Genomic DNA, 17,859 nt, shown 5'->3' with positions numbered 1-17,859 from the left:
CTGTAGTCCGACTGTATCTCAAGCGAAGAAAAAAATAGCTTATAGACATATCAAAAAGGGAGCTGGATTTTGATTCATCCAGCTCCCTTTTCCGGGTAATCATTCACTTTTAAAAAGGTATAAACGATTAAGAACGCAATTCGGCTTTAAACGATGATTGAAGGGCTTCAATGACTTGTTGATGAGCTGTCGTGACCTCTTCATCGACGAGTGTCCGTTCTTTATTTTGATAACGGAGCGAGAAGGCAAACGACTTCTGATCCGCTCCAACATTATCACCGGTATAGACATCAAACAGTTCCACTTGCTTCAATAATGGTCCTGCAGCTTGCATGATGACGGCTTCGACTTCGCTCGCAGATACAGAACGGTCGAGAACAATCGCGACGTCACGCGTCATTGACGGGAAACGTGAAATTTCCTGATAGACACGGGCTGCTTTAGAGTGCAGTGCCATCGCATCGAGTTCGAAGACATAGACTTCCTTCAGACCGTATTCTTCTTTCGATAAGCCGGGGTGAACTTGTCCGACAAATCCAATCGCTTCCCCGTCAAGGAGAATTCGTGCCGTCCGGCCCGGGTGCATCGACTGCATTGCTGCCGCTTCATACGTTAACGGCACATCAAGCGCCTCAGCCAGCGTCTCGACGATTCCTTTTATGACAAAGAAGTCCGTTTTGACGTGCGTTCCGTGAACACGATGTTGCTCTGCCAGACCGACCATGATGCCTGCGAGCATTTCCTGTTCAAGCGGTAATGTCTCAAGTGAGGCATCACGTTGCAGATAAACACTTCCGAGTTCGTAGTAGGCAAGATCAGCATGTTGTCGTGCCACATTATGTTGTGCGACTTCCAGCAGTCCCGGAATCAAGGATGTCCGAAGCGTGGAACGGGCTTCACTGATCGGCATCGCCAATTTAACCGGATGCAAATCTTGCTGTTCATTGAATTGCATTGCACGTTGCTCACTTGTCAACGAGTACGTGATGGCTTGTGAAAGACCAGCACCTTGAAGAAGCTGACGCATCTTACGACGGTGTTGGTTACGTTTTGGTAAGAAACCGCGGCTTGCTTCGCGCGGCAGGCTCGACGTCAGCGCATCATATCCGTAAAGACGGGCAACCTCTTCCGCTAAATCGGCCGGAATCATCAAGTCTTGACGACGTGTCGGGACACTGACTGTCAATGCATCTGCCGACAATTCGACTTCAAGACCAAGACGCTCGAGCAGATCCTTCATGACCGTTCCTTCGATTTCCATACCAAGGCGGTGATTGATGTACGAAACACTGCCTTCAATCAGATGATCCTCCAGTTGAAGCGTACCGGCTTCAGCCGTTCCGGATAATACTGTACCTCCTGCCAGTTCAGCAATCAGCATCGCGGCCCGGTCCAGCGCTAACACGACACGACGCGGATCGACACCTTTTTCAAAACGTGAGCTCGAATCTGATCGAAGACCGAGAACACGGCTTGTTTTCCGAACCGATGTCGGTGCAAAATAGGCAGACTCAAGGACGATGGACGTCGTCGCAGAATCCACTTCCGTATTCGCGCCCCCCATGACACCGGCAAGCGCCACTGGACGTTCACCGTCTGTGATGACGAGCATCGACGGATCAAGTGTCCGTTCGACTTCATCAAGAGTTTGGAACGTTTCACCGGCTTTTGCCTGGCGAACGACGATTTGTTGCCCCAGTTTGTTGGCATCAAACGCATGCAACGGCTGCCCCGTCTCCAGCAAAACGAAGTTCGTGATGTCGACGACGTTGTTGATCGGGCGGATTCCGTTCGCGATTAGACGATTTTTTAACCAGAGCGGCGATTCCCCGATTGTAATATCGCGAATTTCACGGGCCGCATAAAACGTACAGGCTTCCGAATCCAGTTGAACAGTTACTGCAGTCGACGATGCTGCTTCCGGTACTTCGACAGACGGAAAAACAGGTGTAGTGTTCAAGATGCCGGCTACTTCATGCGCTACACCATACATGCTCAAACAATCAGAACGGTTTGGCGTCAACCCGAGTTCCAGTACTTCATCGTGGAGTCCAAGCAATTCGAGGACATCTTGCCCGGGTGTGACCGGTTCACGGAACGTATGAATGCCGTCCTGTTCATCTTCCCGGATGTACTTCTTCTCGAAACCGAGTTCTTCAAGGGAACAAATCATTCCTTCCGAAACAACACCACGCAGTTTGGCACGCTTGATTTTAATGCCCGGCAGACGGGCTCCGACGCGGGCAACGATGACATCTTGTCCGGCATCGACATTCGGTGCACCGCAAACGATTTGAACCGGCTCTTCTTGTCCGATATCGACTGTCGTGACATTTAATTTATCCGCTTCCGGATGTTTTTCTTTCGTCAGGACACGACCGACGACGATATTGTTCAAGTCAGCGTCCCGAACCTCGACACCTTCGACTTCAATCCCGCTTTTTGTAATCAAGTCAGCCAATTCCTGACCTGTCTTATGACGAACATCAACAAATTCCTGCAACCATTGTTTTGAGACTAACATCTGTTTTCCCCCTTAAAACTGTTCGCTGAAGCGAACGTCATTCGTATAGAAGTGGCGAATATCATCAACACCATATTTCAACATGGCGATTCGTTCAATCCCCATTCCGAAGGCGAAACCAGACATTTTCGTACTGTCATATTCCGCCATTTCAAGCACGTGAGGGTGAACCATTCCTGCGCCCAAGATTTCAATCCAACCTGTCTGTTTACAGATGTTGCATCCTTTACCGCCACATTTGAAGCACGATACATCGACTTCGACCGATGGTTCCGTGAACGGGAAGAAGCTCGGACGTAACCGGATTTCGCGTGCTTCACCGAACATTTGTTTAACGAATGCTTCAAGTGTTCCTTTTAAGTCTGCCATTGAAATCTCTTCACCGACGACCAGTCCTTCCACCTGCATGAATTGGTGCGAGTGTGTCGCATCATCTTCGTCTCGGCGGTACACTTTTCCGGGACAAAGAATCCGGATCGGTTCACCTTTTGAAGCGAGCATCGTCCGGGCTTGTACCGGTGAAGTATGCGTCCGCATCAAAATCTCATCCGTGATGTAAAACGAATCCTGCATATCGCGGGCCGGGTGATCTTTCGGTAAGTTCAACATTTCGAAGTTGAACAGATCCTGTTCGACTTCCGGACCTTCGGCAATCGTATAACCGAGACCGACAAAGATATCTTCGATTTCATCTGTCACTTGTTGCAGTAAATGGGCTTGACCGACCTGTTTCGGACGACCGGGAAGGGTCACATCAATCGCTTCAAGTGCTAATTTTGCGTCCATTTCCTGTTGTTTGACATCAACAAGACGCTGTTCGAGTTCAGTTTGAATGACACTGCGGACGGCATTCGCAATTTCTCCGACGACTGGTCGTTCTTCAGCTGAAAGTTTTCCCATTCCCCGAAGCACTTCTGTAATCGGTCCCTTTTTCCCAAGGTATTTTACCCGGACATCGTTTAATTCTTTTTGTGTACTTGCTTGATTAACGAGTTGCAACGCTTCATCACGTAAAGCTTCTAATTGTTCCCGCATGTTCCTCACTCCTTTTCCAAATAAAAAAATCGTCCCTCCGGCAAATGCCGAAGGGACGATTTAATATAATCGTGGTACCACCCTTGTTCAACTTGAAATTCTCAAGTCCTCAAGCGGCGCGGTAACGGGCGCCTCCCGTCACGATTTCTCGTGCGACTCCGGAGTGAATTCAGCTAGCAGATTCGTAAAAAAGCTCTCAGTCTAAGGCTTTTTCTCCCTGATCGAATCGTTTTCTAACCTACTCTGTTCCATCGTTGTCTAGTTAAATATGATGCTGTAACTCACTTTAGCACGAACGTTCCTTGGATTCAATCAGCCGGAGCAAAATGATACAGTAAAATTCCGGCAGCAACTGCCGCATTTAAAGATTCTGCTTTTCCGCGAATCGGGATGTATGCCCGACCATCACATTGGTCGAGTAACTCTGGAGCAACACCTTGTGCTTCATTTCCGATAATCAGACCGATTGCCCCAAGGTTCTCAACGTCTGTGTACGGTTGAGCGCCACGTAAGGCAGTCCCTAAAATGAAGACTCCAAGCTCATGTAAGTCTTGAATGGCTTCTTCAAGTGACATCATGATGACAGGTAAGTGGAAAATCGAACCTTGTGTCGCCCGAAGGACTTTACTGTTATAGACATCCACTGTCCCATGACCAATGATGACACCGTCAAAACCGGCAGCATCCGCTGTCCGAATCATCGTTCCGACATTTCCCGGATCCTGGAGACGATCGAGTAAAAGATAACGCCCGCGTTCCAAACGTTCTGTCTGCTGTTTCATTTCACAGACAGCAAAAATACCTTGTGTCGTTTCTGTCTCAGAAAGTACTTTTGCGACGGATTCATCAATCGTGATCAAATCAGCGGCATTCTTTTTCCAAGAACCCGGTACTTGAACGTCCTCGCGCACGATCAATTCTTTAATGATTCCGGCACGAACGGCTTCTTCCACTAAATGTTCCCCTTCAATCAGGAAACGTTTTGTTTGCAAGCGTCCTTTTTTAGTCAGTAATTTCTTCCATTGTTTAACGATTTCGTTTTTTGGAGATGAAATGTGTTTCATGGTTTACCCCTCGTAAATCGCTTGGACCGTCTCTGCATCTAAACGTTTTGTCACCGCGACAATCAAGTCGACGGCAGCTTCGAAATCTGCTTTATGCATGATTGAAACGTTTGTATGCAGGTAGCGGATCGGAACAGTCAAGGCAAGTGAAGGAACACCCGTATGAGACAGGTGGAACTTCGCTGCATCTGTTCCGCCACCCGGTGTCAGATCCAATTGATATTTAATGTTTTCTTCTTTAGCAACCGTTGTTACAAAATCAATCAATCCGCGATGCGCAATCATCGTCGCATCAAACAGGATGACTTGAACGCCTTCTCCAAGTTTGGATAAGGCTTCACGATCCGTCATACCTGGTGTATCACCCGGAATTCCTGTATCGACTGCAAAAGCAATCGTCGGGCGAAGCAGATTTGCAATCGTCTGCGCTCCGCGTAAACCGACTTCTTCCTGTACCGTAGCACCGGCAAAAATCGTATTCGGGTGACCCTCTTCTTTTAATCGTTTGATCGCTTCGATTGCAATGGCGCAACCGATACGGTTATCCCACGCTTTTGCCATCAGGAAATTATCATTTTTCATCACAGTAAATTCGCAATGCGGAACAACCGTATCTCCCGGTCGGACTCCCCACCCTTCCACTTCTTCTTTCGAAGTGGCACCGATATCGATGAACATCTCTTTGATATCGACTGGTTTATTGCGCGCTTCCGGTGGTAAAACATGAGGCGGTTTCGCACCGATGACACCTGGAATGACTTCACCAGATGATGTGACAATATTCATACGCTGTGCAAGAAGAACCTGTCCCCACCATCCTCCGAGTGGCTGGAAGCGAAGGAATCCTTTCTCATCAATCTTCGTGACCATGAATCCGACCTCGTCCATATGCCCGGCAATCAAAATCCGTGGTGCATCTTCTCCCGCTCCTTGACGTTCGGCAAATAAACTGCCTAATCCATCTTGATGGAAGTTTTCTGCATGAGGTTCAAGATATTCGCGCATTAATTGACGTACTTCTTTCTCATTTCCGGGAACACCCGTTGCGTCCGTAAGACGTTTCAGCATATGTAATTGTTCATTCATCTGATTTCCTCCTCAGTAACCGTTGTCTTGGCGAACGTGATTCGCCTCGTTTTTTGCGACATAAGCTTTGAAAATCATTTCTTGTGTAAAACCAAGTGTAGCACCTAATGCGAGATAAGCACCAATTAGAACGTCATAACTTTGTTCGGTCCGCGAAATCGCAAACACGTTTGTCTTATTATAGACATCCAAAAACGCATCTGTCGCTGTCAGATAGTAATCCCCTTCGACAAAGTCGTTTTTACGATAGTCTAAAGAAAGTCCTAAAGAAAGTAGAAAATGGACACCGTCGACGTACTCTTCGAGAATCGTAACTTGAGCCGATGGTCCTTTTGTCGACCAGAATTTAAAACAACGCGTTTCGTTCGCAAGTTCACCAAGCTCCACTAATAGCGCCAGCAAACGTTCATCAAATTGATTTCCCGTCAAATTATGTTCTGACTGAATCCGTTTATCCAATTGTTCCTGCATTTCAAAAAGTGTCAACCAGTCCATCTTAATTCTCCTTTTAATCTAAAAAAATTGCCCCAGCCCATAAAAATGCGCTTTTTTATTTTACCATGAATCCAAAAAAAACGTCGGAGAATTAAATTCCCCGACGAATTGTAGAACTTAAGCGTTCAATTTTGCTTTTGCTGTATCAGCAAGTGAAGCAAATGCAGTTGCATCTGTAACTGCGAGGTCAGCGAGCATCTTACGGTTAACGTCGATACCTGCTAATTTAAGACCATGCATCATGCGGCTGTAAGAAAGACCGTTGATACGTGCAGCCGCATTGATCCGAGTGATCCAGAGGCGACGGAAGTCACGTTTCTTTTGACGACGGTCACGGTAAGCATACATGAGAGATTTCATGACCTGCTGTTTTGCAACCTTGAAGAGTGTATGTTTCGAGCCGTAGTAGCCCTTAGCTAATTTGAGTTGTTTTTTACGACGTTGACGAGTCGTATATCCGCCTTTTACGCGTGGCATATAAATTCCCTCCTAAATCTGTGTACGATTGGGTAAATTACTTAGCGATCATGTGACGGATACGTTTAAAGTCACCCGATGATACCATGCTAGCTTTACGTAATTTACGTTTCGCTTTAGTTGATTTGTTACCGAATAAGTGGCTTGTGTAAGCACGACCACGTTTCAATTTACCAGAAGCAGTACGTTTGAAACGCTTAGAAGCACCGCGGTGCGATTTCATTTTAGGCATGAGAGATTCCCTCCTACTTCGATTCGATTAGTCTTCTTTCTTTGGAGCAAGCACTAGGAACATGCTGCGTCCTTCCATCTTCGGTCTCTGTTCAATGACACCGAACTCGCTTAATTCTGTAGCGAGACGTTCGAGGACACGTCTACCGATTTCTGAGTGAGTGATGGCACGTCCGCGGAAACGAATACTCGCTTTCACTTTGTTGCCGTTCTCCAAGAATTTCTTCGCATTACGGAATTTCGTTTGAAAGTCATTCTCCTCGATCGTCGGGCTGAGACGGACTTCTTTCATCTGAATCACTTTCTGATTCTTCCGAGTTTCTTTGTCCTTTTTTTGCAACTCAAAACGGTATTTACCGTAGTCCATGATTTTACATACAGGCGGTGTCGCTTGTGGTGCGACCATGACGAGGTCAAGGTCAGCTTCCTCAGCAAGGCGTAACGCTTCCGTACGTGATTGGACTCCAAGTTGAGCGCCATCCGCTCCGATAAGACGAACTTCTCGAGCGCGAATGCCTTCATTGATTAACAGATCTTTGCTAATGGTTAGCACCTCCATCGTGCAGAGCACGAAAAATGAATGATATAAAACGCTATAAAAAAAGCGTCGGCAGTTTTTCCCGCCCACACTCATAAAGTATACAATAGTCAGAGAACACTCTACTATCACATATCATCATGATGGACCAGCATAGCTTGCTATACGTGGTGAGAAGCGGGATGCTTCTGCTTTGTTGTCATTTCACTTTGCTATCATAGCACTTGTTTTCCCTCGATGTCAAGCCGCTATATCTGTTCGGTTAGAACGTTGCTCAGATACTTGATTATAATAGCAATCCTCTGTCCGTTTAGCAAGAAGTTTCTAAGTTTGTTCGTCTGGATAAATAAAAAAAGTCAAAACAAGTTTTCAGAATTTGCAGAGCATTATTCTTTATTTAGAATAATTATTGTTTTATAATCAATGTAATCTTATACATAAGGGGGAGTTATTAATGAGTAAAAAACGATTAACCACAAACCAGGGTGTCCCGATTGGTGACAATCAGAATTCGCGTACGGCTGGTCGTCGCGGTCCAACACTGCTTGAAGACTATCAACTGATTGAGAAAATGGCCCATTTCGACCGGGAACGTGTTCCTGAGCGTGTTGTACACGCCCGCGGTTTTGGTGCACACGGCGTCTTCACGGTAAAAAATTCGATGAAGAAATATACAAAAGCGGCATTCCTTCAAAACGAAGGGACCGAGGTTCCTGTATTCGCCCGTTTCTCAACCGTTATTCACGGTACACATTCTCCTGAAACGTTACGTGATCCACGTGGCTTCTCGGTTAAGTTCTATACAGAAGAAGGAAACTGGGATTTCGTCGGAAACAACTTACCGGTCTTCTTTATTCGCGATTCGATGAAGTTCCCGGATATGGTCCACTCGCTGAAACCGGATCCACGCACGAATATTCAAGACCCTGACCGCTACTGGGACTTCATGACATTACGCCCGGAATCGACAAATATGTTGATGCACCTCTTTACGGATGAGGGAATTCCGGCAAGCTACCGTAAAATGCGCGGTTCGTCCGTCCATGCTTTTAAATGGGTGAACGCTCACGGCAATACGGTTTATGTCAAGTTACGTTGGGTGCCAAAAGTCGGTGTTCATAACCTGTCAGCAGATGAAGCGACAGAGATTCAAGGAAAAGACTTTAACCATGCATCAAACGACACGTATCAGGCGATTGAAGACGGAGAATTCCCGGAGTGGGATCTGTTCGTCCAAGTTCTTGATCCGGCTGATGTCGACAACTTCGACTTCGATCCACTCGATGCAACAAAAGATTGGTTTGAAGATGTCATCCCGTTCCAACACGTCGGAACGATGGTATTAAACAAAAACGTCGACAACTACTTTGCTGAAACGGAATCGGTCGGCTTTAACCCGGGTGTACTGATCCCAGGCATGTTGCCGTCAGAAGATAAATTGCTCCAAGGGCGTCTCTTCTCGTATTCCGATACACAGCGTTACCGTATCGGAACGAACTATCAACAGTTGCCGATTAACTGCCCGTTCGCTCAGGTCAACAACTATCAACGTGACGGTGCAATGCCGGTCGGACAACAAACAAGCCCGGTCAACTACGAACCAAACCGTTACCAGGACGAGCCGAAACAAACGCCGGAATACACGGAAGAAAACCAGCCGTTGTATGATGACATTCACGGTCGTCTTGAAATCGAAAAAACAAATAACTTCGGTCAAGCCGGTGAAGTGTACCGTCGTATGACAGAAGAAGAACAAACGGCACTCCTGAACAATTTAGTGGATGACTTAAAACAAGTCCGCCATGAAAACACTGTCTTGCTTGCCATCTGTAACTTCTACCGTGCGGACGAATCGCTCGGCAAGAAATTATCAGAAGCGTTACAAGTCGATATCCAACCGTTCTTGCAACAGATGCAAAAATAATCTTTTCTATAAAAAAAGTCTATTCCGCAAAGGAATAGGCTTTTTTTAAGGAATAAAATTAAAACGTTCTGATGTTTCCGCCGAGTAGACACCTAGCTTGGAAAACAATACGACTTGATTTACCGTTGCTTGATTTACTTCATTCTGACGGAAGCTCAGTTTTTCTTTATCTGTGAATCGATTGTAGAGCGGCTTGAATCCATAGTTGACGTGAGGCTGGAATTGAATTGCCCGGTCGACCTTTTCCAGTCGATTATGTTTAATGCTCCCACCGACTACTCCACGTCCTAAAATAGCAATCGCTTTCCCGTCTGCCCGATGTACGTTTCGAATCGTATTGTATTGAATGACGGGTTGGTTCCAGTTCATCATTGAAATCGCATAGTCTTTTGTCCCGTCAATTACATTATTCAAAATGCGCACAGCCGTATGCGGACGATCTTGAGAGTATTGATGTGTTCCGATTGCGACATTGATATTAGTGAAGTCATTGTTTCGAATCGTAATATCATGGTTTGGTGTCCGGTCTTGGGCTGACCATTTCCACTGGAATCCCTTTGTGACCGGATCCGGCGTATCAAGGTTAATCGATTCATTTGGTCCTGTCCCGGCAATCATCTTGGCATCGACAAAATGCATGTTTTCAATGAGAGCTGTTTTGGTCGCATCCAGTTCAATCGCATGTGATCCTTGCTGATGACGAATCGTAATTCCTCCAAGATACAGATTTTCATTATGTGCGATGGCGAAAGCCGAACCACGCGGAAAATAATTTAAATCGATTTGAGCATTTCCCTGCCCGATGATTTTAATATTTTTGGACCCGCTGTATGTCCCGACTGTTTTATTCAATCGTAAAACGGATGGCGGTACCAAATCAAAGATACTCGTCGTCGCTTGAAGTTTTGGTGTGCCGGTCTCATTCGTCTTTTTGATGATGACGCCATCCTCTAAAATGATGGTTGTATTGGAAGGAACGCCGACACGTAACGGAGATTGATACATCCCTTTCGACAAGACCAATGTTCCTCCGCCTTCCGCTTCAATTTTTTCAAGATATGACCGGAGTGTGTAATGATTTCTAGTTTGGGCATTATATGTGGAGTAAGCGCGAAGTACAGGATCGATCGGTTCTGTCTGCGGCGTAATCCGGTAACTTTTCATACTGACTGCATGTTCCGTATCAGGCAGGAGCAGAAAAGCAACAATCAGACATACTGCAAGCATCATTCTTGTTTTCATTCTTTCGTCTCCCTTCTCTGTTCCTATTATCGGTACTTCCATACAAAATCTGTAGAAGACACAAAAAGAGGATGGCTGTCAGCCATCCTCTTTTTACTGGTAAGACATGCTTATTTTGAACGGTTCGCGATTTCTTGTTCCAAATCGCTGACGAACTGTTCGAGTGATGCGTTACTTGAATCTTTTGAACCGTAACGGCGGATATTGACTTCGCGCGCTTCAATTTCTTTGTCGCCGAGGACCAACATGACCGGTACTTTATTGACTTGTGCTTCACGGATCCGGTAACCGAGTTTTTCATCACGGAAGTCCGTTTCGACACGAATTCCTTTTTTCAAAAGCATCGTTTTGATTTCACGTGCGTAGTCTTCATGTACGCTTGAAACCGGAATCAACTTGACTTGAACCGGTGCGAGCCACGTCGGGAACGCTCCTTTGTACTCTTCGATCAAGTAAGCGACAAATCGTTCCATTGTCGAGACGACACCACGGTGCAAGACGACAGGACGGTGATCTTGTCCGTCGTTTCCTTTGTATGTCAGCTCAAAGCGTTCAGGCAAGAGGAAGTCGAGTTGAACGGTCGACAGCGTTTCATCTTTACCAAGCGCTGTGCGGACTTGTACGTCAAGCTTTGGTCCGTAGAATGCAGCTTCGCCTTCCGCTTCAAAGTACGGCAGCTCGAGCTCATCCATTGTCTCTTTCAACTCACGTTGCGCCATTTCCCAAATCGCATCGTTGTCGAAGTATTTTTCTTTATCCGCCGGATCACGATACGAAAGACGGAATTTATAGTCCGTGATACCAAAGTCGGCATACACTTCTTGAATCAAGTGAACGATGGCTTTAAATTCTTCCTTCATCTGATCCGGACGAACAAACGTATGACCGTCGTTTAAGACCATGTAACGGACACGCTGAAGACCTGTTAACGCACCCGACATCTCATACCGGTGCATACCACCGAGTTCTGCGACGCGGAGCGGTAAGTCACGGTACGACCGCGGTTCATTTTTATAAATCATCATATGGTGCGGACAGTTCATCGGACGGAGAACCAACTCTTCATTGTCCATTTCCATTTTCGGGAACATATCATCTTGATAGTGATCCCAGTGTCCTGATGTTTTGTACAGTTCAACAGAACCAAGAACCGGCGTATAGACGTGCTCGTATCCGAGTTCAAGTTCTTTATCGACGATATAACGCTCGACCGTCCGGCGGATGGCCGCTCCTTTTGGTAACCACATCGGCAGACCTTGTCCGACATCTTGGGATGTGAAGAACAAGTCGAGTTCTTTCCCGAGTTTCCGGTGATCGCGCTCTTTGGCTTCCGCCAAGAAGTGCAGGTGTTGTTTTAACTGATCTTTGTTTGCCCATGCTGTTCCGTAAATCCGTTGCAACATCTTGTTTTTTGAATCACCGCGCCAGTAAGCACCGGCGATGCTCATCAGTTTAAAGACTTGGAGTTTCGCTGTCGCCGGTACGTGCGGTCCGCGGCATAAGTCGAAGAACTCGCCTTGACGGTAGAACGTTAAATCCTGATCGGCAGGAATCGATTCAATCAATTCGATTTTGAGCGGATCGTTTAATTCCTGATAAACAGCTAATGCTTCATCGCGTGAAACGACTTCCCGTTCGATCGGTAAGTTTTCACCGGCAATCTTATTCATCATCTTTTCGATTTCCGGCAGGTCTTCCTCTGTCAGACGACGCTCCATATCAATGTCGTAGTAAAACCCGTTTTCGATCGTCGGTCCGATTCCGAGATGAATCGTCTCGTCCGGGTACAGACGTTTAATCGCTTGTGCCATCAAGTGGGCAGATGAGTGACGGATTAAATCCAGTCCTTCTTCCGAATCCGGCATGACGAGTTCAATTGAACCGTCTTCCTCAATTGGACGACGATAATCGATGACTTGACCGTTTAATTTTGCGGCAAACGCTTTTTTCCGTAATCCCGGGCTGATTGAAGCGGCGACTTCTTCAGCTGTCGTTCCGGCTGTAAATTCTTTTACTGCACCATCTGGAAATGTAAGAGCAATGTTTGACATGACTGCTTCCCCCTATAAATTAAAATAAAAAAGACCCATCCCTCAAAAAGGGACGAGTCTCAATCTCGTGGTACCACCCTCGTTCCCGAACATGTTTCCATGCACCGGCTCGAACACGCGCTAACGGGCGTGACGCGCAAGCGGATTATCCCCGCCTGAGCTATGAGGGAGTAAAGAAATGACGGATTCCATGAGAAGCTTTCACCATCCTTCTCTCGCTTGTTTGGTCCCTGTTCATTTTTCATATCCTCAATCGTAGCTGACATCTATACAGATTGTGTCCTTAGTATAGCCAAAGTCGAACTTCTTTGACAAGAGAAATTAATACCGGCGTCGGTTTTCGCCTAAAAACTCAACCGGATTCGTCGTCGTCCGGATCCGCTCCATCAGACGCATGGCTTTCAGTTTGTCTCCCTGGTCATTCGTAATCCCGAAATGCAGCTCCAGTTCGTCGTACGACAGGTTGGAACTGAACAGGGTCGGCAAACGATGCATCATCCGGTACTGCAGGATGATGCCGAATAATTCGTCACGGACCCATGGACTGATCGACTCTGCTCCGATGTCGTCAATCAACAAAACCGGGACGGTCTGAAAACTTTCCAAAAACGTATCGAAACTATCCGACCGGATCCGCCGCTTCGCTTCCGAGACGAAACCGGGTGCGTGAACCAAAATCGTCGCAACCCGTTCCTTTTTCAACGCATTACCGATCGCTGCGAGCAGATACGTTTTCCCGACACCAAAACTGCCGTGCAGGTACAATCCTTTGACTTGTTGTTTGGAACGGACTGTATTTAAAAACTGTGAAGCGGCACGTAAAGCGAGCTTTCGGTCCGTCGTCGTTAAATCAAAGTCACTGAAGTTCGCATCCCGGACTTCATCCGGTAAGAAGAGACTTTTAAATTTCTTTTCGAGAGCCCGCTCGTTCTCACGGTCCCGTAACGCTTGGGTTTTTTCATAAGCGACCATGATCTGGCCTTTTTCTAAGTGCAGGACAGGCTGATAACCTTCGATGACGGCTTTCTTTTCAATGATTTGATTTCCGTTCATCTGTTCCGCATACTCGTTTAGTTTCAGCATGCCGCGTTCAATCATCCGTTGATCGATTTCAGGATGTGTCCGCAAAAACATGATGACTCCCGGGTGTGACAAGACACGCTGATGAATGGCCCGAACTGATTCTGCCACGTCCGGCCGGTTTAAAATCTTTTCAATCGATGATTGGATATGTTCCATCTCACTACTCCTTTATTTGCCTTTGAGTTCCCGCAGAATCCGTTCCATTTCTTCATCATCCGGCACCTCAGCTTCAAAATCAGCTTTTTTTGTCGCTTCATATTGCTGCTGTTTTTCTTTTTCTTCCTGCAACCATTTCGGATTTGGTCCGGTCGCATTGGAACGGCCTCTTCGTCCTCCGACGGTCTGCCGCGAACGTTCCTGTTTTTGATCCTGTTTTTTTGAAATCAGTTCGTCTTGCTCTTTCGTTTTGGCCAACGCTTCGGCTGCCGTTACGTATCCTTTTTGTTTCCAGTCATCGACGATCGACAACAGGAAGTTTTTACTGAAACGGTTATCCTTTTTAATGACCAACGCATAATAATAAGCGGCGTTGACGATTCCGGACGACATTTCATAGTCGATAATCAATTGCTGAATCAACTCTTCATCACGTTCCGACAACGCTTTAACTTTTCTTAACTTCGCGACGTAATGCTTCGGATGGGTTCCTTCCATCGTCTCGGTTTCACTGAGTTCCCCGACTTCCACCTCTTCGAGAACCGCAACTTTGGCTTTCTTTTCCCGACTGAGCTTTTGCTTCGCCGATAACATCATCTGTTTACATCGTTCCTGCTTTTCACTGTCTGTCATCGGCAGATAGGCTTCATGACGGAAACGGGCGTTCAGGAGTTCTGCCATGAGTGCTTCATTTGATTGTGTGACGTAAGCGAGTTTCAACAGCAGATGATCAATCGATTTCGTATAAAAGCTCCGCGGCAAGAATCGATCGGTTTGACGTTTCATTTCTTCAAGGTCAAACGAATAATCAAATTCATAAGCTGCCCGTTCTTGTTTCGCATATGATTTCGGCTGATGGGCGGAGGCGAGTCCCGCCTTGACGTCAAATACTTGATCAAACCGGACGGTCCGGTCGACGACGTTTTTCGGTAACGGGTCGGTCCGGAACCGATTCTGTAAAGCCCGGAAACGAATCTCCCCGACGCGGTAGAAGAGTAAGCTCGACAACACCCCGTCATTTAAAAATGTATTCGGTGCTAACGGTACACGGATTTGATAGACATAGCGGTAAGCGGCCTGTTTTGCTTCAAACGTCCGAATCAAACCGATTCCTTCGAGCTTAAACAGTTCTTCTTTAAATTCATCGACTGAAAATCCGAGCAGCGTTCCGAGTTCTGCATGCGAGATGTATTGTGATTTCGTCTTCCCCGGAATCATCTCACTCCAAAACGTTTGATACAGCCCAAGGGCCTTTACACCGATGATTGGTTGATACAGATAATAAAGCGATTGATACGCTTCCCGGTCGACGACACCATTACTCATGATCAAGCAGAGATCGGTCCCTGACAATTCACGTTCCATCATTTGCTTCATCCCTTCTTTCGTGAGAAAAAGAGAGGGCGCTCTGAACAGTCAGACGACCTCTCCTTCATTAGGTTTGATTTTCCCGTTCGGTGTCTTGATGACGTTCCATCAATTCGGATAATTCTTGGAAAAAGACATTGATGTCTTTAAATTGTTTGTAGACACTGGCGAACCGGACATATGCCACTTCATCGACAGACGCCAGTTCATTCAGCACGAGCCGTCCGACCTGTTCGCTCGGAATTTCATGTTGCGCCGTCGCCCGCAATGTTTTTTCGACCCGGCTGACGACTGTTTCCAATTGTTCGATGGAAATCGGGCGTTTTTCACATGCCCGGACTAATCCGCGCAAGATTTTGTCCCGATTGAATTCATCACGGGTCCCATCTTTTTTGACGATGATGAGCGGGGTTTGTTCGACCATCTCAAATGTCGTAAACCGGTAGCCGCATGATTCACATTCCCGACGTCTGCGAATCGAACCAAAATCTTGCACGGGTCTCGAATCTAATACTTTTGTCCCGTTATAGTTGCAGGCTGGACAACGCATGTCGTACCTCCATTCACGTAATTTCTTTAGTGCCGATCATTTTTAAACGGTAGGTCGAATCAAGATCCTGATAAATCAATTCAATCCATTTTTCTAAGTCCGGACCGAGCAGACCGGACCGGTGCAGGAACAGATCCACCGCCGTGCGACCGGATCCGACCATGATGACCGTCGCAAGACCGTCTAATCCGGGTGCTGTAAAGGCCAGTTCTCCGCGCCCCTGATCGATACGTTTGACCGTTCCCTGCTGTTTCGTGACCGTCGCCTCTAATCCCGTAAACAGCATCTCTACCGTTGCTGCATAGTAATGGGTCCGTAACTTTTCATTTTTATGTGTATCCGACGTTTCCATTTGCTTTTGTAATCGTTCTTTCAGTCCCATTCCGTCATCACCTTTTTCTGTTTTCTTCTACTATTAAGAATAACAGACGTCAGACATATTAAAAAGCCCTCGCCATAAGACGAGAGCTTGTTCATTCGTGTTTTTGTCAGTTAACGTGCTGAACCGTAGCAGCTGGAACTTCAACAGGTCCCATACCACGTGGAATTTCGACATTTTCACGGATTTTCGCATCGAGTCCGTCAGCGATATAATGCGCTGCGATGGCTGGATCGATTCGATCGCCACATGTAAATACATCAACCGATGCATAACCATGCTCTGGGAAACTGTGAATCGTTAAGTGCGATTCAGAAATAATGACGACGCCGCTGACGCCGTGTGGAGCAAACTTGTGGAATGCGACTTCGCGTACTTCCGCACCTGCTTGAAGTGCTGCATCAACAAAAAGTCGTTCTACGTATTCCATGTCGTTCAATTTTTCAGGATTACAATCCCAAAGTTCTGCAATAATGTGTCTTCCCATAGTATCCATTTGTGGATCCCCCCTACATTCAATGGTCTTCAAAGTAGTTGATCACTTACTTTGCGCCTGAGTCGTTCGCACCCACGGGGGAAAGTTAGTCCAGAGAGGTCCTAACCCTTTAAGCTGCGATTGCCAGACCGATTGAAGTTCACGATTTGAATTATAGCGAGTATCAAAAAGATACACAAGGATAAATTTCGAATTTTATTATATTTTCTCGAAGAAAACGCTCTACACGTTGATGTAGAGCGTTTCTTTAACATTATTTTATTTTAACTCCAGTTGTTTCGCTTCGTTTCCAGTCGCTTCAATGTGTGCTCCGACGAGATGAACAAGATCGACGACACGGCAGGAGTAGCCCCACTCGTTATCGTACCAGGCGAGGACTTTGACTTGCCGTCCTCCCATGACCATCGTCGATAGGCCATCGCTAATCTTTACGATAACCAACGGCGACTGGCGCACCAAGCGTAAGAAGATTAAGTTGTATAAGTTGAACGCTAAGTTGCGTCGTTTTGCAGTGAATTGATTTTTTTCAAGTATAACACGATTCACCAACGCAGGCATTCGATATTTTATCTATTTCTGACAATAATTGCGACGTTGTTATGTTAATATTACTCGATTCATTACGATAACACCCGCTTTTCTTCATTATAATTAAATAACAGTGTTTAGCGACCGTTAAAGATAGCGCAACACCACGCAGGCAAACGCTTTATTTCGTAATTTAGCGAATACATGACGTGAAATAATTAAGTAAAGACGAAAGTTGACGCAATCCCGCGCCAGCTTTCGTCTTTTTGCGTTACTGCCCGTCCGTTGCCCGCTCGACTACGTAGATGCGGTCATGCGCCGTATCCGATAACATCGCAACACGTTCCCCGCGCTTCAAAGCGTTCTCAACAATCAGCGTACTCGTAGTACCGTTAAATGTCGCCTGGACGCTTTGGTTCGTAAGACTGAGCGAAACCGTTAAGTCTGCGGCTTGTAGTGCATCCGTCGTTCCGTCTACTAAAATCTCGATTGGTTTCACGCCGATTACCGTGCCGTAAATTAGCGCGACCTCTTTATTCTCTCCGTATTTTTTGACGACCCGACGCAGATCCGCGCCGAGATTTTGAGTGCTTTCGTTGCTGTTTTGCATTCGCCATTCCTCCTGTTAATTT

At 46.4% G+C, this 17,859-nt stretch carries 17 protein-coding genes and 1 pseudogene; 1 reads left to right on the top strand and 17 read right to left on the bottom strand.

Annotated features, from left to right (window positions below):
- Positions 1 to 127: 127 nt before the first annotated feature.
- The 8 genes from pheT to infC form a co-directional block, all read right to left on the bottom strand.
- A complete protein-coding gene (gene pheT / locus KNQ07_RS00290; protein ID WP_214763383.1) occupies positions 128 to 2,524 on the bottom strand; it encodes a phenylalanine--tRNA ligase subunit beta in 2,397 nt (798 codons plus the stop codon).
- A gap of 12 nt (positions 2,525 to 2,536) precedes the next feature.
- Positions 2,537 to 3,559 carry a phenylalanine--tRNA ligase subunit alpha gene (gene pheS / locus KNQ07_RS00285; RefSeq protein WP_012371053.1) on the bottom strand — a complete coding sequence of 341 codons (1,023 nt, stop codon included), beginning with the start codon at positions 3,557 to 3,559 and terminating at the stop codon, positions 2,537 to 2,539.
- A gap of 308 nt (positions 3,560 to 3,867) precedes the next feature.
- Positions 3,868 to 4,623, bottom strand: coding sequence for a TrmH family RNA methyltransferase (locus KNQ07_RS00280; RefSeq protein ID WP_012371054.1), 756 nt, complete (start codon positions 4,621 to 4,623; stop codon positions 3,868 to 3,870).
- Positions 4,624 to 4,626: 3 nt separating this feature from the next.
- Positions 4,627 to 5,709 carry a M42 family metallopeptidase gene (locus KNQ07_RS00275; protein WP_214763379.1) on the bottom strand — a complete coding sequence of 361 codons (1,083 nt, stop codon included), beginning with the start codon at positions 5,707 to 5,709 and terminating at the stop codon, positions 4,627 to 4,629.
- 12 nt (positions 5,710 to 5,721) lie between these two features.
- Entirely contained in the window at positions 5,722 to 6,204 is a 483-nt protein-coding gene (locus KNQ07_RS00270) for a dUTP diphosphatase (protein WP_012371056.1), read from the bottom strand.
- A 117-nt stretch (positions 6,205 to 6,321) separates the two neighbouring features.
- Positions 6,322 to 6,681 carry a 50S ribosomal protein L20 gene (gene rplT / locus KNQ07_RS00265; RefSeq protein WP_012371057.1) on the bottom strand — a complete coding sequence of 120 codons (360 nt, stop codon included), beginning with the start codon at positions 6,679 to 6,681 and terminating at the stop codon, positions 6,322 to 6,324.
- Between the two features lie 37 nt (positions 6,682 to 6,718).
- Positions 6,719 to 6,913 carry a 50S ribosomal protein L35 gene (gene rpmI / locus KNQ07_RS00260; protein WP_012371058.1) on the bottom strand — a complete coding sequence of 65 codons (195 nt, stop codon included), beginning with the start codon at positions 6,911 to 6,913 and terminating at the stop codon, positions 6,719 to 6,721.
- A gap of 27 nt (positions 6,914 to 6,940) precedes the next feature.
- A complete protein-coding gene (gene infC, locus KNQ07_RS00255; protein WP_012371059.1) occupies positions 6,941 to 7,471 on the bottom strand; it encodes a translation initiation factor IF-3 in 531 nt (176 codons plus the stop codon).
- A gap of 433 nt (positions 7,472 to 7,904) precedes the next feature.
- Here infC and KNQ07_RS00250 point away from each other — a divergent pair, with 433 nt between their 5' ends.
- Positions 7,905 to 9,374 carry a catalase gene (locus KNQ07_RS00250; protein WP_214763377.1) on the top strand — a complete coding sequence of 490 codons (1,470 nt, stop codon included), beginning with the start codon at positions 7,905 to 7,907 and terminating at the stop codon, positions 9,372 to 9,374.
- A 45-nt stretch (positions 9,375 to 9,419) separates the two neighbouring features.
- On the opposite strand, the gene KNQ07_RS00245 is transcribed toward KNQ07_RS00250, so the two are convergent.
- The 9 genes and pseudogenes from KNQ07_RS00245 to KNQ07_RS00205 form a co-directional block, all read right to left on the bottom strand.
- The gene (locus KNQ07_RS00245; protein WP_012371061.1) at positions 9,420 to 10,616 is read right to left on the bottom strand and encodes a glycoside hydrolase family protein; all 1,197 of its coding nucleotides are present in this window, start codon (positions 10,614 to 10,616) and stop codon (positions 9,420 to 9,422) included.
- A 110-nt stretch (positions 10,617 to 10,726) separates the two neighbouring features.
- A complete protein-coding gene (thrS, locus tag KNQ07_RS00240; protein ID WP_012371062.1) occupies positions 10,727 to 12,667 on the bottom strand; it encodes a threonine--tRNA ligase in 1,941 nt (646 codons plus the stop codon).
- A gap of 321 nt (positions 12,668 to 12,988) precedes the next feature.
- The gene (gene dnaI / locus KNQ07_RS00235; protein WP_012371063.1) at positions 12,989 to 13,906 is read right to left on the bottom strand and encodes a primosomal protein DnaI; all 918 of its coding nucleotides are present in this window, start codon (positions 13,904 to 13,906) and stop codon (positions 12,989 to 12,991) included.
- A gap of 12 nt (positions 13,907 to 13,918) precedes the next feature.
- Positions 13,919 to 15,274 carry a replication initiation and membrane attachment family protein gene (locus KNQ07_RS00230; RefSeq protein WP_012371064.1) on the bottom strand — a complete coding sequence of 452 codons (1,356 nt, stop codon included), beginning with the start codon at positions 15,272 to 15,274 and terminating at the stop codon, positions 13,919 to 13,921.
- A 67-nt stretch (positions 15,275 to 15,341) separates the two neighbouring features.
- A complete protein-coding gene (gene nrdR, locus KNQ07_RS00225; protein WP_114595266.1) occupies positions 15,342 to 15,824 on the bottom strand; it encodes a transcriptional regulator NrdR in 483 nt (160 codons plus the stop codon).
- A gap of 13 nt (positions 15,825 to 15,837) precedes the next feature.
- Positions 15,838 to 16,206 carry a hypothetical protein gene (locus KNQ07_RS00220; protein ID WP_214763375.1) on the bottom strand — a complete coding sequence of 123 codons (369 nt, stop codon included), beginning with the start codon at positions 16,204 to 16,206 and terminating at the stop codon, positions 15,838 to 15,840.
- A gap of 106 nt (positions 16,207 to 16,312) precedes the next feature.
- Positions 16,313 to 16,699, bottom strand: a complete 387-nt coding sequence (gene speD, locus KNQ07_RS00215) for an adenosylmethionine decarboxylase (RefSeq protein ID WP_012371067.1) — start codon at positions 16,697 to 16,699, stop codon at positions 16,313 to 16,315.
- A gap of 258 nt (positions 16,700 to 16,957) precedes the next feature.
- Positions 16,958 to 17,125 (bottom strand): annotated as a pseudogene (locus tag KNQ07_RS00210) (type I glyceraldehyde-3-phosphate dehydrogenase); the annotation flags it as partial.
- A gap of 373 nt (positions 17,126 to 17,498) precedes the next feature.
- On the bottom strand, positions 17,499 to 17,837 hold the full coding sequence (locus KNQ07_RS00205; RefSeq protein WP_214763373.1) for a DUF2577 family protein: 339 nt from the start codon (positions 17,835 to 17,837) through the stop codon (positions 17,499 to 17,501).
- Between the last annotated feature and the right edge of the window lie 22 nt (positions 17,838 to 17,859).

Source organism: Exiguobacterium sp. s145, from assembly GCF_018618835.1.
In the GTDB taxonomy this organism is placed as follows: domain Bacteria; phylum Bacillota; class Bacilli; order Exiguobacteriales; family Exiguobacteriaceae; genus Exiguobacterium_A; species Exiguobacterium_A artemiae.
Note: the sequence above shows the minus strand (reverse complement) of the source record. Positions and strands in the feature narration are given on the sequence as shown.

Coding starts and splice junctions, on each gene's coding strand:
- KNQ07_RS00275 (WP_214763379.1), bottom strand. CDS start 5,709: ATGAATGAACAATTACATATGCTGAAACGTCTTACGGACGCAACGGGT.
- KNQ07_RS00270 (WP_012371056.1), bottom strand. CDS start 6,204: ATGGACTGGTTGACACTTTTTGAAATGCAGGAACAATTGGATAAACGG.
- KNQ07_RS00205 (WP_214763373.1), bottom strand. CDS start 17,837: ATGCAAAACAGCAACGAAAGCACTCAAAATCTCGGCGCGGATCTGCGT.
- KNQ07_RS00250 (WP_214763377.1), top strand. CDS start 7,905: ATGAGTAAAAAACGATTAACCACAAACCAGGGTGTCCCGATTGGTGAC.
- infC (WP_012371059.1), bottom strand. CDS start 7,471: ATGGAGGTGCTAACCATTAGCAAAGATCTGTTAATCAATGAAGGCATT.
- thrS (WP_012371062.1), bottom strand. CDS start 12,667: ATGTCAAACATTGCTCTTACATTTCCAGATGGTGCAGTAAAAGAATTT.
- KNQ07_RS00280 (WP_012371054.1), bottom strand. CDS start 4,623: ATGAAACACATTTCATCTCCAAAAAACGAAATCGTTAAACAATGGAAG.
- rpmI (WP_012371058.1), bottom strand. CDS start 6,913: ATGCCTAAAATGAAATCGCACCGCGGTGCTTCTAAGCGTTTCAAACGT.
- nrdR (WP_114595266.1), bottom strand. CDS start 15,824: ATGCGTTGTCCAGCCTGCAACTATAACGGGACAAAAGTATTAGATTCG.
- rplT (WP_012371057.1), bottom strand. CDS start 6,681: ATGCCACGCGTAAAAGGCGGATATACGACTCGTCAACGTCGTAAAAAA.
- dnaI (WP_012371063.1), bottom strand. CDS start 13,906: ATGGAACATATCCAATCATCGATTGAAAAGATTTTAAACCGGCCGGAC.
- KNQ07_RS00230 (WP_012371064.1), bottom strand. CDS start 15,274: ATGATGGAACGTGAATTGTCAGGGACCGATCTCTGCTTGATCATGAGT.
- pheS (WP_012371053.1), bottom strand. CDS start 3,559: ATGCGGGAACAATTAGAAGCTTTACGTGATGAAGCGTTGCAACTCGTT.
- speD (WP_012371067.1), bottom strand. CDS start 16,699: ATGGATACTATGGGAAGACACATTATTGCAGAACTTTGGGATTGTAAT.
- pheT (WP_214763383.1), bottom strand. CDS start 2,524: ATGTTAGTCTCAAAACAATGGTTGCAGGAATTTGTTGATGTTCGTCAT.
- KNQ07_RS00245 (WP_012371061.1), bottom strand. CDS start 10,616: ATGAAAACAAGAATGATGCTTGCAGTATGTCTGATTGTTGCTTTTCTG.
- KNQ07_RS00220 (WP_214763375.1), bottom strand. CDS start 16,206: ATGGGACTGAAAGAACGATTACAAAAGCAAATGGAAACGTCGGATACA.